Below are 13,079 nucleotides of genomic sequence, written 5' to 3' on the forward strand. Positions count from 1 at the left end.
TTGCAGAAGTCATCGAATGTTATAATATCACATTCCACCAACTCATTACGATGAATAGTCGCATTATGTTACAGAAAAATACGCTTCTTTTCGCAGCATTATCCGCTGCCCTTTGGGGTTCAACAGCACAAGATGTTAACGCCGCCGTTGTCGCTTCGCTAAAGCCGCTCGGTTTTATCGCATCCGCTATCGCCGACGGAGTGACAGAAACCCAGGTATTACTGCCTGATGGCGCCTCAGAACACGACTATTCCCTGCGTCCTTCAGATGTAAAACGCTTACAAAACGCAGACTTAGTGGTCTGGATTGGTCCGGAGATGGAAGCCTTCATGCAGAAATCCGCCAATCAGTTGCCGGCAGCCAAACAGGTTAGCATCGCTAATCTTCCAGGTGTGAAACCGCTTCTCATGAAAGGGTCTGATGATGACGATCATGACCACGATCACGGGACGGCCGAAGGCGAAAAAGGTGACGAGCATCACCATCACGGTGACTACAATATGCACCTCTGGCTTTCCCCTGAGATAGCGCGCCTTTCGGCGGTTGCAATCCACGAAAAATTAGTGGAACTTATGCCGCAAAGTCGAGCCAAACTTGACGCCAACCTGAAGGATTTTGAGGCACAACTTGCCGCAACCGACAAGCAGGTGGGTACCGAGCTCGCACCACTGAAAGGTAAAGGATATTTCGTTTTTCATGATGCCTATGGCTACTACGAAAAACACTACGGTCTCACGCCGCTTGGCCATTTCACCGTCAATCCAGAGATTCAACCCGGTGCGCAGCGTTTACATGAAATCAGAACACAGTTGGTTGAGCAGAAAGCGTCCTGCGTTTTTGCTGAGCCACAGTTCAGGCCAGCGGTCGTTGAAGCCGTGGCAAGGGGTACGTCCGTGCGTATGGGCACCCTTGACCCACTGGGAACCTCTATCCAGTTGAGCAAAGCGAGTTATTCGCAGTTTCTCAGCCAACTGGCGAACCAGTATGCGAGCTGCCTGAAAGGAGATTAACGAGGAAGTGAATACGTGCAACAGATAGCCCGCTCTGTCGCCCTGGCATTTAATAATCTGCCCCGGCCCCACCGCGTCATGCTGGGGTCGCTTACTGTTCTCACCTTAGCGGTCGCCGTCTGGCGGCCCTATGTTTATCACCCGAATTCCACGCCAGTTATCAAGACCATCGAACTGGAAAGAAACGAAATCCGCTCACTGTTACCCGAAGCCAGTGAACCTATCGACCAGGCCCCGCAGGAAGAAGAAGCTATTCCGCAGGATGAACTGGATGACAAAATCGCCCCTGAAAGTGGCGTCCATGAATATGTGGTTTCAACTGGCGATACCTTAAGCAGCGTGCTTAACCAGTACGGTATCGATATGGGTGAAATCAGCCGGCTTGCTGCCGCGGATAAAGATCTGCGTAACCTGAAAATTGGTCAGCAGCTCTCATGGACCCTGACCGACAGCGGCGATTTACAGCGCCTGACCTGGGAAGTCTCCCGTCGTGAAACCCGCACCTACGATCGTGCTGATAACGGTTTCAAGATGAGCAGTGAAATGCAGCAGGGCGACTGGGTTAACAACGCCCTTAAAGGCACCTTAAGCGGCGGTAGCTTCGTTGCCAGCGCGCGTGATGCAGGGCTGACCAGCGGTGAAATCAGTTCGGTGATCAAAGCCATGCAGTGGCAGATGGACTTCCGTAAGCTGAAAAAAGGCGACGCCTGGTCGGTGCTGATGTCCCGCGAAATGCTGGACGGCAAGCGTGAGCAGAGTCAGCTGCTTGGGGTTCGTCTACGCTCTGACGGTAAAGATTACTATGCGATCCGTGCCGAAGACGGCAAATTCTACGATCGTAACGGTACCGGGCTGGCGAAAGGTTTCTTACGCTTCCCGACCTCGAAACAGTTCCGTGTCTCGTCGAACTTCAACCCGCGCCGTCTGAACCCGGTCACCGGTCGCGTGGCCCCGCACCGTGGTGTGGATTTCGCCATGCCGCAGGGGACACCGGTTCTGGCGGTGGGTGATGGCGAAGTGGTCATGGCAAAACGCAGCGGTGCTGCAGGCTATTACGTTGCCGTGCGTCACGGGCGGACCTACACCACCCGCTATATGCACCTGCGTAAGATGCTGGTGAAGCCGGGCCAGAAGGTAAAACGTGGCGATCGCATTGCGCTGTCGGGCAACACCGGTCGTTCTACCGGCCCGCATCTGCACTATGAAGTATGGATCAACCAGCAGGCGGTCAACCCGTTAACGGCGAAGCTGCCGCGTACCGAGGGGCTGACCGGTAAAGACCGCAGCGACTATCTGGCGCAGGTCAAAGAGGTTATTCCGCAGCTCAGTATTGATTAATACTGCAGCGATAAAAGCCGGGGCGTTACTGCACCGGCTTTTTCTTTTGTGCCTTACGCATGGCCTCGCTAAACTAACGCATTACTCTTTTACGTGTCACCCGCCCTGGAAAAAGCATGGAAACCCAAAAAAACAACAGCGAGTACATTCCTGAATTTGAGAAATCCTTCCGTCATCCGCGCTTCTGGGGCGCCTGGCTGGGTGTGTATGCCTTTGCGGGTATTGCGATGCTTCCCGCCTCCGTGCGCGACCCGCTGCTCGGTAAAGTGGGCCGTCTGGCGGGCAAGCTGGGTAAAAGTGCCCGCCGTCGCGCACAGATAAATCTCTTCTACTGCTTCCCGGAGAAGAGCGAGGAGGAGCGTGAAGCCATCATCGATGAGATGTTTACCACCGCGCCGCAGGCGATGGCGATGATGGGCGAGCTGGCGATACGCGGGCCGGAAAAGGTTGCCAGTCGCGTTGACTGGAAAGGGCTGGAGATCATCGAGGAGATGCGTCGCAATGACGAAAAGGTGATCTTCCTGGTGCCACACGGCTGGGGCGTGGATATTCCGGCGATGCTGATGGCGTCGCAGGGGCAGAAAATGGCGGCCATGTTCCACAACCAGGGGAACAAGGTCTTCGATTATGTCTGGAACACGGTTCGCCGCCGCTTTGGCGGCCGCCTGCATGCGCGTAACGACGGCATCAAACCCTTTATCAAGTCCGTACGCCAGGGCTACTGGGGCTACTATCTCCCGGATCAGGATCACGGGCCGGAACACAGCGAGTTTGTCGATTTCTTCGCCACCTATAAGGCGACGCTGCCCGCCATTGGCCGGTTGATGAAGGTATGCCAGGCGCGGGTGATCCCGTTATTCCCGATTTACGATGGCAAAACGCATCGTCTGACGATTGAAGTGCGCCCGCCGATGGACGATCTGCTTACCGCCGACGACAACACCATTGCGCGCCGGATGAACCAGGAGGTGGAGATTCTGGTGGGGCCGCATGCGGAGCAATACACCTGGATCCTGAAACTGCTGAAGACGCGCAAGCCGGGCGAGAAAGAGCCGTACAAGCGCAAAGAGCTCTATCCGAAGAAATAAAAAATCCCCCGGTTTCGGGGGATTTTTTTTGCCCGGCGGCGCTTCGCTTGCACGGGCCTACGAATCTGTAGGCCGGGTGGCAAAACAGCCGACTTATTCGACGGTCATCACGCGGGTGGTATTGGTTGAGCCGATGGTGCTCATTACATCGCCCTGGGTCACGATAACGATATCCCCGGAGACCAGATAGCCTTTGTCGCGCAGCAGGTTCACGGCGTCGTTCGCCGCGGCCACGCCGTCGCTGTTGCTGTCGAAGAACACCGGCGTCACGCCGCGATACAGCGCGGTCAGGTTCAGGGTGCGCTCATGACGAGACATAGCGAAGATCGGCAGGCCGGAGCTGATACGCGAGGTCATCAGCGCGGTGCGGCCGGATTCGGTCATGGTGATGATCGCGGTCACGCCCTTCAGGTGGTTAGCGGCATACATCGCCGACATCGCAATGGCTTCTTCCACGTTGTCGAACTGAATGTCCAGACGGTGCTTGGAGACGTTGATGCTTGGGATCTTCTCTGCACCCAGGCAGACGCGCGCCATCGCGGCCACGGTTTCCGCCGGATACTGGCCGGCAGCGGTTTCGGCTGACAGCATTACCGCATCGGTACCGTCGAGCACGGCGTTGGCCACGTCCATCACTTCCGCACGGGTCGGCATTGGGTTAGTGATCATCGACTCCATCATCTGGGTTGCAGTGATCACGGAGCGGTTAAGCTGACGGGCACGGCGGATCAGCGCCTTCTGGATCCCCACCAGTTCCGGGTCGCCAATCTCAACGCCCAGGTCACCACGGGCCACCATCACCACGTCAGAGGCGAGGATGATGTCATCCATTGCATCCTGGCTGCAGACCGCTTCAGCACGTTCCACTTTGGCGACGATTTTGGCATCGCAACCTGCATCACGCGCCAGACGACGAGCGTAGTTCAGATCTTCGCCGCAGCGCGGGAAGGAGACGGCCAGGTAGTCCACGCCAATCTCGGCCGCGGTGAGAATATCGGCTTTGTCTTTTTCGGTCAGGGCTTCGGCAGAGAGACCGCCGCCCAGTTTGTTAATGCCCTTATTGTTGGAGAGCGGGCCGCCAACGGTCACTTCGGTGAACACCTTCATGCCCTGAACTTCCAGCACTTTCAGCTGAACGCGACCGTCGTCGAGCAGCAGGATATCGCCTGGCACCACGTCAGCAGGCAGGCCTTTATAGTCGATCCCCACTTTCTCTTTATCGCCTTCGCCTTTGCTCAGGTTGGCGTCGAGCAGGAACTTGTCACCGATATTGAGGAAAACTTTGCCTTCTTTGAAGGTTGATACGCGGATTTTGGGACCCTGCAGGTCACCGAGAATAGCTACATGACGTCCCAGTTTTGCCGCGATCTCACGGACCTTATCTGCACGTAATTTATGATCTTCCGGTGTGCCGTGAGAAAAGTTCATACGTACCACGTTGGCGCCTGCTGCGATGATTTTCTCGAGATTATTATCGCGGTCAGTGGCCGGGCCTAAGGTGGTAACGATCTTGGTTCTGCGAAGCCTTCTGGACATGTAATACTCCGTTGTCTGAAACAACCTGGTGTTGCGTGAACGATGATTCGGCACGTTGTCCGCCGTAATACACACTGGCAACTTACCGAATGCCGAAAAAAGTAACAACTTTATCAGTGACGATCAGGGAACTTCACCCTTGATGAACAACTCTTTATCAAAACGCGATTCCTTAAGCGCTTCTTTGACACGCTTCAAGTTATCTCTGAATTTCGCCCCGCGGCGCAGGGTAAAGCCGGTGGCCAGCACGTCGATGACGGTCAGCTGCGCCAGACGCGACACCATCGGCATATAGATATCGGTGTCTTCCGGCACGTCGAGGGTGATCGCCAGCGTCGCTTCACGTGCCAGCGGCGTACCGGTGGTGGTGAGGGCAATCACCATGGCATCGTTTTCACGCGCCAGCTGGGCCAGTTCGACCAGACTCTTGGTGCGACCAGTATGCGATATCAGCACCACCACGTCATCTTCGTTACAATTCATACAACTCATGCGTTGCAGCACGATGTCGTCGGAATAGATAACCGGGACATTAAAGCGAAAAAATTTATTCATTGCATCGTGAGCGACGGCGGCTGACGACCCGAGACCAAAGAAGGCGATCTTCTTGGCCTGAGTCAGCAGGTCGACGGCCCGATTAACCGATCCCATATCCAGCGACTGGCGGACCTGGTCCAGGGTAGCCATCGCCGATTCAAAGATTTTGCCGGTGTAGGCCTCCACGCTGTCGTCTTCATCGACATTGCGGTTTACATAGGGCGTGCCGTTAGCCAGACTTTGCGCCAGATGCAGTTTAAAATCGGGATAGCCACGCGTCTCCATGCTGCGGCAGAAGCGGTTAACGGTCGGTTCGCTGACCCCCGACTCCTGGGCCAGAGTGGCGATGCTGGAATGAATGGCCTGAGCCGGGGCGGCGAGAATTACTTCAGCCACTTTTCGCTCGGATTTGCTAAGGTGTTCCAGTTGAAACTGGATTTTTTCCAGCATGTTCATTATTAACACGGCGCTCATCGGTGGAAACGATTTCATTAAGGGGTGAAATCGCGATTCGAATTAGCAAGAATATACCCCTGTGATGTGCCGAAAAGGGCAAACCCCGACAAAAATGTTGTTGTTTTTTTTCATTACTTGATCGCTGTCGGATTTTAGCAACGGCCTGGCAGAACAAAGTTTCACCCATTTGACCTTTATAACCCTGCGCGGGGCTATTGCCTGGCGAAATATCGCCGTATCGCACGCGAGGATAAGTGCAAATGGTTTCGGGAATGACATAAAAGCAGTAGAGTGCATGTAATAAAATTACAACGATATTCTGGCAAAAGCACCAGGGTATCCAACTGAGGAGAATGACATGGCGGTAACGCAAACAGCCCAGGCATGTGACCTGGTCATTTTCGGCGCGAAAGGCGATCTTGCACGCCGTAAATTGCTGCCTTCCCTGTATCAACTGGAAAAAGCGGGTCAAATCCACCCGGAGACGCGCATCCTGGGCGTGGGCCGTGCCGACTGGGATAAAGACGCGTATACCAAAGTGGTGCGCGAAGCGCTGGAAACTTTCATGAAGGAGAAGATCGATGAAAGTTTGTGGGATACGCTGAGTGGACGTCTCGATTTCTGCAACCTCGACGTGAACGACACCTCGGCCTTTTCTGAACTGGGCGCGATGCTCGATCAGAAAAATCGCGTCACCATCAACTATTTCGCTATGCCGCCAAGCACCTTTGGCGCCATCTGCAAAGGGCTCGGCGAAGCCAAACTGAACGCCAAGCCTGCACGTGTGGTAATGGAAAAACCGCTGGGTACCTCGCTGGCGACCTCCCGTGAAATCAACGACCAGGTCGGGGAATACTTCGAAGAGTGCCAGGTTTACCGTATCGACCACTACCTCGGTAAAGAGACGGTGCTGAACCTGCTGGCGCTGCGTTTCGCCAACTCCCTGTTTGTGAACAACTGGGATAACCGCACCATCGATCACGTGGAGATCACCGTGGCGGAAGAGGTGGGGATTGAAGGTCGCTGGGGTTACTTTGACCAGGCCGGTCAGATGCGCGACATGATCCAGAACCACCTGCTGCAAATTCTCTGCATGATCGCCATGGCACCGCCGTCAGATCTCTCCGCAGACAGCATTCGCGATGAGAAGGTAAAAGTGCTGAAGTCCCTGCGCCGCATCGATCGCTCCAACGTGCGTGAAAAAACGGTTCGCGGCCAGTACACCGCCGGTTTTGCCCAGGGTAAAAAAGTGCCTGGCTATCTGGAAGAAGAGGGTGCGAATAAAACCAGCAGTACCGAAACCTTCGTCGCCATCCGCGTGGATATCGATAACTGGCGCTGGGCGGGCGTACCGTTCTACCTGCGTACCGGTAAGCGTCTGCCGGCCAAATGCTCTGAAGTGGTGGTCTACTTTAAGAACCCGGAACTGAACCTGTTCAAAGAGTCCTGGCAGGAGCTGCCGCAGAATAAACTGACCATTCGTCTGCAGCCGGACGAGGGCGTGGATATTCAGGTGCTGAACAAGGTGCCTGGCCTGGATCACAAGCACAACCTGCAGACCACCAAGCTGGATCTGAGCTACTCCGAAACCTTCAACCAGAACCATCTGGCTGATGCTTACGAACGTCTGCTGCTGGAAACCATGCGTGGCATTCAGGCGCTGTTTGTGCGCCGTGACGAAGTGGAGGAGGCGTGGAAGTGGGTTGACTCCATCACCGAAGCCTGGGCTGCGGATCAGGATGCACCGAAACCGTATCAGGCGGGTACCTGGGGACCGGTTGCCTCTGTGGCAATGATCACTCGTGATGGCCGTTCCTGGAACGAGTTTGAGTAACCTGGCCGTTAATCCTTAGGGGTTATTTTACCGGTAACATGATCTGGCTCAGGCCAGTGCGCAATATTTAATCATTTAAGCTCCGGGTGGATTTCCACCCGGAGCTTTTTTTATTACACTGGCTGAAGCGATTTTGCCCCAGAGCTCCGGCAATCAAGCGTTTCAGCGATGTTATAGCCTGCTAAACACTTTGTTAATTCCAGAGCGCGGACAGATAAATGACAGGAGCTTCTATGAATTCGATTTTGTTACGGGTAACACAGCGCATTGTTGAGCGCTCGCAGAAGACCCGCTCAGCCTACCTCGCTCGCATTCAGCAGGCGAAGAGCGATACGGTCCATCGTTCGCAGCTGGCCTGCGGTAACCTGGCGCACGGCTTTGCCGCCTGCCAGCCAGAGGATAAAGCCTCGCTGAAAAGCATGCTGCGTAACAATATCGGTATCATCACCTCCTATAACGACATGCTCTCGGCGCACCAGCCGTACGAGACCTACCCGGACATCATTCGTAAAGCGCTGCACCAGGCCAACGCCGTAGGGCAGGTGGCCGGTGGTGTGCCTGCGATGTGCGACGGCGTGACCCAGGGCCAGGACGGAATGGAGCTCTCGCTGCTGAGCCGGGAAGTGATCGCCATGTCTGCCGCGGTGGGCCTGTCACATAACATGTTTGACGGCGCACTGTACCTCGGCGTGTGCGATAAGATCGTCCCGGGCCTGGCGATGGCAGCCCTGTCGTTTGGTCACCTGCCTGCGCTGTTCGTGCCGTCAGGCCCGATGGCCAGCGGCCTGGCCAATAAAGAGAAAGTGCGTATTCGCCAGCTGTATGCTGAAGGCAAAGTGGATCGCATGGCGCTGCTGGAGTCAGAAGCCGCGTCCTACCACGCGCCGGGCACCTGTACCTTCTACGGCACCGCCAACACCAACCAGATGGTAGTGGAATTTATGGGGATGCAGCTGCCGGGCTCGTCGTTTGTCCACCCGGATGCGCCCCTGCGCGAAGCGTTGACCGCCGCTGCGGCACGTCAGGTGACCCGTCTGACCGGGAACGGCAACGAGTGGATGCCGCTCGGTAAAATGGTCGACGAGAAAGTGGTGGTCAACGGTATCGTGGCCCTGCTGGCGACCGGCGGCTCCACCAACCACACCATGCACATGGTGGCGATGGCCCGCGCGGCCGGCATTCTGATCAACTGGGACGATTTCTCTGACCTCTCCGAAGTGGTGCCGCTGATGACCCGTCTCTACCCGAACGGCCCGGCGGACATTAACCACTTCCAGGCGGCGGGCGGCGTACCGGTGCTGATGCGTGAGCTGATGAAAGGCGGCCTGCTGCACGAAGACGTCAATACGGTGGCCGGTTTCGGCCTGCAGCGTTACACCCTCGAGCCGTGGCTGAACGACGGCGAGCTGGACTGGCGTGAAGGGGCTCAGGCCTCGCTGGATGACAGCGTGATCGCCACCTTCGACAAACCCTTCTCCCACCACGGCGGCACTAAAGTGCTGAACGGCAACCTGGGGCGGGCAGTCATGAAGACCTCTGCGGTGCCGGTGGAGAACCAGGTTATTGAAGCGCCGGCGGTGGTATTCGAGAGTCAGCATGACGTGCTGCCCGCGTTTGAAGCCGGACTGCTGGATAAAGATTGCGTGGTTGTGGTCCGTCATCAGGGGCCAAAAGCGAACGGCATGCCAGAATTACATAAACTTATGCCGCCGCTTGGTGTATTATTGGACCGCTGTTTCAAAATTGCGTTAGTAACCGATGGACGCCTCTCCGGCGCATCAGGTAAAGTGCCTTCTGCCATCCATGTCACCCCGGAAGCTTACGACGGTGGATTGCTGGCAAAAGTGTACGATGGCGATATCATCCGCGTTAACGGTCAGACCGGCGAGTTGACCTTACTGGTGGATGAGGCGGTCCTTGCCGCACGTAAGCCACATATTCCTGACCTGAGCGCATCGCGCGTGGGCACGGGGCGCGAAATGTTCAGTGCGCTGCGCGAGAACCTCTCGGGCGCAGAGCAGGGCGCGACCTGTATTACGTTTTAAGACGACAAGAATTATCGATCTGGCGAGAGAAAAACTCTGATGAAAAACTGGAAGACAAGTGCAGAAGCAATCCTGAAAACTGGCCCGGTAGTGCCGGTGATCGTGGTTAACAAGCTGGAACACGCTGTGCCGATGGCGAAAGCGCTGGTTGCTGGTGGCGTTCGCGTCCTGGAAGTGACCCTGCGTACCGCCTGTGCAATGGATGCGATTCGCGCCATCGCCAAAGAAGTGCCGGAAGCCATCATTGGTGCAGGCACCGTGCTGAACCCACAGCAGCTGGCGGAAGTTACCGAAGCCGGTGCGCAGTTCGCCATCAGCCCGGGTCTGACCGAGCCGCTGCTGAAAGCGGCAACCGAAGGCTCCATTCCTCTGATCCCGGGCATCAGCACCGTATCTGAACTGATGCTGGGTCTGGACTACGGTCTGAAAGAGTTCAAATTCTTCCCGGCGGAAGCCAACGGCGGCACCAAAGCGCTGCAGGCTATCGCAGGTCCGTTCGCCAACGTGCGTTTCTGCCCGACTGGCGGCATCTCTCCGGCGAACTACCGTGACTACCTGGCGCTGAAAAGCGTGCTGTGCATCGGTGGCTCCTGGCTGGTTCCGGCGGATGCGCTGGAAGCGGGCGACTGGGATCGCATCACTAAGCTGGCGCGCGAAGCGGTTGAAGGCGCGCAGCAGTAAGATTTAGGTATTGTGCGCGTTTTTTGCCGGGTGGCGCTGCGCTTACCCGGCCTACGAAAAACGTCAATTGCCATAATAAAACGGGCCATCAGGCCCGTTTTTTTTATCCTGCGACCTGCACGCTGGCGGCGGCCTGTTTCGCCCGCTCTACCGCCTCTTCCACGCTGTCACCCGTCGCCAGAGCTACGCCTAAGCGACGCGAACCTTCGATTTCTGGCTTACCGAACAGACGCAGCTGCAGGCCCGCGCCCACTGCCGCATCGACGTTATCAAAGGTGACGTTCTGGCTGGTCAGCTGGGGCAGGATCACCGCCGATGCCGCGGGACCATACTGACGCACGCCGCCGACCGGCAGGCCGAGGAAGGCGCGGACGTGCAGGGCAAACTCGGAGAGATCCTGCGAGATCAGGGTTACCATGCCGGTATCGTGCGGACGCGGGGAGACTTCGCTGAAGACTACCTCGTCGCCACAGACGAACAGCTCGACGCCAAACAGCCCATGGCCGCCCAGGGCCAGCACCACTTTGCGGGAGATCTCCTCGGCGCGTGCGCGGGCCAGCGGGCTCATCTGCTGCGGCTGCCAGGATTCACGGTAGTCGCCATCTTCCTGACGATGGCCAATAGGATCGCAGAAGTGCACCCCATCAACGGCGCTGACGGTCAGTAGAGTGATCTCAAAATCAAACTGCACCACGCCCTCAACAATCACCCGTCCGGCACCGGCGCGGCCCCCCTGTTGGGCGTAATCCCAGGCCTGATCCAGCTGGTCGGCGCTGCGCACAAAGCTCTGTCCTTTGCCGGAGGAGCTCATCACCGGCTTAATGATGCACGGGTAGCCGATGTCGTTCACCGCCTGCAAAAAATCGCTCTTGCTGTCGGCAAAACGGTAGCGGGAAGTAGGCAGGGCCAGCTCTTCCGCCGCCAGGCGGCGAATGCCTTCCCGGTTCATGGTCAGCTTCGCGGCGCGGGCACAGGGCACCACGCGCTGGCCTTCGGCTTCCAGCGCCAGCAGGGTATCGGTGGCGATGGCTTCGATTTCCGGCACCACGAAGTGCGGTTTCTCTGTGGCAATCACGGCGCGCAGGGCTTCGCCATCCAGCATATTAATCACATGCGAGCGATGGGCGACGTGCATGGCCGGGGCATCGGCATAGCGGTCGACGGCGATTACTTCAATGCCTAAACGCTGGCACTCAATGGCCACCTCTTTGCCCAGTTCACCGGAGCCGAGCAACATTACGCGCGTCGCTGCCGGACGCAGCGCAGTTCCTAAACGAGTCATAATCATCCCCCTGAAAAAGTTGCGCGCAGTATAAACGAAAACGTTTGCGTCTGTCTTGCTTCGCGGAAATCCATCGGGATGACAGGCGGTTATTTGCATCGCGGCCGTTTTGGACCATGCTTTTGGGGAACCAATACAGGAGAACATGATGAACAAAACAGGGGTAGTGATGGCGCTGGCGATGCTGGGTGCCAGCCTGACGGCGCAGGCCGCCGATGAGAAAACCGTGAAGTTTCCGACCTGCGAAGGTCAGAATGCCGAGGGCATGGCCGCCAGCGTGAAGCGGGATTATCTGCAAAACCGCATCGTGCGCTGGGCTGACGATCAAAAGACGCTGGGGATGGCCGACCCGGTGGCGTGGATCAACCCGAAGGAGGTGAAGGGTGAAAAAGATCGCTGGACCGTGCCGCTGACGGTACGCGGGAAAAACACCGATATTCATTATCAGGTGAAGGTCGACTGCAAAGCGGGCAGTGCGCAGTATCTCGCGTCGAAGAGGTGAATTTTCGCTTCTTTTGTCAGCGTAGACATTTCCTGACATCCCCTCGCTTAGGCTGTGAAATTCATCCACCGTTAAGTGAGGGACATCATGTCAAGCTGGTTGAATCAATTACAGTCTATGCTGGGGCAGAAAACGGGGTCCTCCTCGGGCGAAGGGCTGAGCAAAATGCTGTCGCCAGGGGCGCTTGGCGGCCTTGCCGGGCTGCTGGTGGCGAATAAATCCTCGCGTAAATTGCTGGCGAAATACGGCACCGGTGCCCTGTTGGCAGGCGGTGGCGCGATTGCGGGCTCCGTGCTGTGGAACAAGTACAAGGACAGAGTGCGTAGCGCCCATCAGGGCGAACCGCAGTTTGGTCAGCAGGCCTCGGCGCTGGATGTGCGCAGCGAAAGGCTGATCCTGGCCCTGGTCTTTGCGGCGAAGAGTGACGGCCACATTGACGATCGGGAGCGTGCCGCCATTGAGCAGCAGCTGCGGGAAGCGGGCGTGGAGGAGCAGGGCAGGGCGCTGGTGGCACAGGCCATTGAGCAGCCCCTTGATCCACAGCGTCTGGCGCAGGGGATCAAAAACGAAGAGGAAGCGCTGGAGCTCTATTTCCTGAGCTGCGCGGCGATCGATATCGATCACTTTATGGAGCGCAGTTATCTCAATGCGCTGGGGGATGCGCTGAAAATTCCGGCTGACGTCCGCGAGGGGATCGAGCAGGATATTCGCCAGCAAAAACAGGCGCTCCCCGGCTAACTTTTTACCCCCGGGTATCCCGTTTCGCTTGC

General features: G+C 57.0%; 11 protein-coding genes. 8 read left to right on the top strand and 3 right to left on the bottom strand.

The genetic code is table 11. The annotated features are described in order from the left end of the window. The first annotated feature begins 65 nt into the window (after positions 1-65). From znuA to lpxM, 3 genes are all read left to right on the top strand, one after another. Positions 66-1,010 carry a zinc ABC transporter substrate-binding protein ZnuA gene (gene znuA / locus LG383_RS05715; protein WP_225758537.1) on the top strand — a complete coding sequence of 315 codons (945 nt, stop codon included), beginning with the start codon at positions 66-68 and terminating at the stop codon, positions 1,008-1,010. 15 nt (positions 1,011-1,025) lie between these two features. Next, on the top strand, positions 1,026-2,348 hold the full coding sequence (gene mepM, locus LG383_RS05720; protein ID WP_106993324.1) for a murein DD-endopeptidase MepM: 1,323 nt from the start codon (positions 1,026-1,028) through the stop codon (positions 2,346-2,348). Positions 2,349-2,464: 116 nt separating this feature from the next. Next, complete coding sequence (gene lpxM / locus LG383_RS05725; protein ID WP_106993323.1) at positions 2,465-3,436, top strand: lauroyl-Kdo(2)-lipid IV(A) myristoyltransferase; 972 nt, start codon at positions 2,465-2,467, stop codon at positions 3,434-3,436. Positions 3,437-3,529: 93 nt separating this feature from the next. Here the strand turns inward: lpxM and pyk are convergent, their stop codons facing one another. Both pyk and LG383_RS05735 read right to left on the bottom strand, forming a co-directional pair. Next, complete coding sequence (pyk, locus tag LG383_RS05730) at positions 3,530-4,972, bottom strand: pyruvate kinase (RefSeq protein ID WP_106993322.1); 1,443 nt, start codon at positions 4,970-4,972, stop codon at positions 3,530-3,532. Between the two features lie 123 nt (positions 4,973-5,095). Further along, positions 5,096-6,001, bottom strand: a complete 906-nt coding sequence (locus LG383_RS05735; RefSeq protein ID WP_106993321.1) for a MurR/RpiR family transcriptional regulator — start codon at positions 5,999-6,001, stop codon at positions 5,096-5,098. Between the two features lie 322 nt (positions 6,002-6,323). Between LG383_RS05735 and zwf the strand changes: the two genes are divergently transcribed. The 3 genes from zwf (at position 6,324) to LG383_RS05750 (ending at position 10,525) form a co-directional block, all read left to right on the top strand. Continuing rightward, a complete protein-coding gene (zwf, locus tag LG383_RS05740; RefSeq protein WP_106993320.1) occupies positions 6,324-7,799 on the top strand; it encodes a glucose-6-phosphate dehydrogenase in 1,476 nt (491 codons plus the stop codon). A gap of 233 nt (positions 7,800-8,032) precedes the next feature. Next, complete coding sequence (gene edd / locus LG383_RS05745) at positions 8,033-9,844, top strand: phosphogluconate dehydratase (protein WP_106993319.1); 1,812 nt, start codon at positions 8,033-8,035, stop codon at positions 9,842-9,844. 39 nt (positions 9,845-9,883) lie between these two features. Further along, entirely contained in the window at positions 9,884-10,525 is a 642-nt protein-coding gene (locus LG383_RS05750) for a bifunctional 4-hydroxy-2-oxoglutarate aldolase/2-dehydro-3-deoxy-phosphogluconate aldolase (protein ID WP_106993318.1), read from the top strand. 103 nt (positions 10,526-10,628) lie between these two features. On the opposite strand, the gene purT is transcribed toward LG383_RS05750, so the two are convergent. Beyond that, positions 10,629-11,807 carry a formate-dependent phosphoribosylglycinamide formyltransferase gene (gene purT / locus LG383_RS05755; RefSeq protein ID WP_225758538.1) on the bottom strand — a complete coding sequence of 393 codons (1,179 nt, stop codon included), beginning with the start codon at positions 11,805-11,807 and terminating at the stop codon, positions 10,629-10,631. A gap of 148 nt (positions 11,808-11,955) precedes the next feature. Between purT and yebF the strand changes: the two genes are divergently transcribed. After that, entirely contained in the window at positions 11,956-12,309 is a 354-nt protein-coding gene (yebF, locus tag LG383_RS05760) for a protein YebF (protein ID WP_106993316.1), read from the top strand. Between the two features lie 87 nt (positions 12,310-12,396). After that, on the top strand, positions 12,397-13,047 hold the full coding sequence (locus LG383_RS05765) for a tellurite resistance TerB family protein (protein ID WP_225758539.1): 651 nt from the start codon (positions 12,397-12,399) through the stop codon (positions 13,045-13,047). The last annotated feature ends 32 nt before the right edge of the window (positions 13,048-13,079 follow it).

Origin of the sequence: Leclercia sp. Marseille-Q4284 (genome assembly GCF_916618945.1) — a bacterium.
Classification (GTDB): Bacteria; Pseudomonadota; Gammaproteobacteria; order Enterobacterales; family Enterobacteriaceae; genus Enterobacter; species Enterobacter tamurae.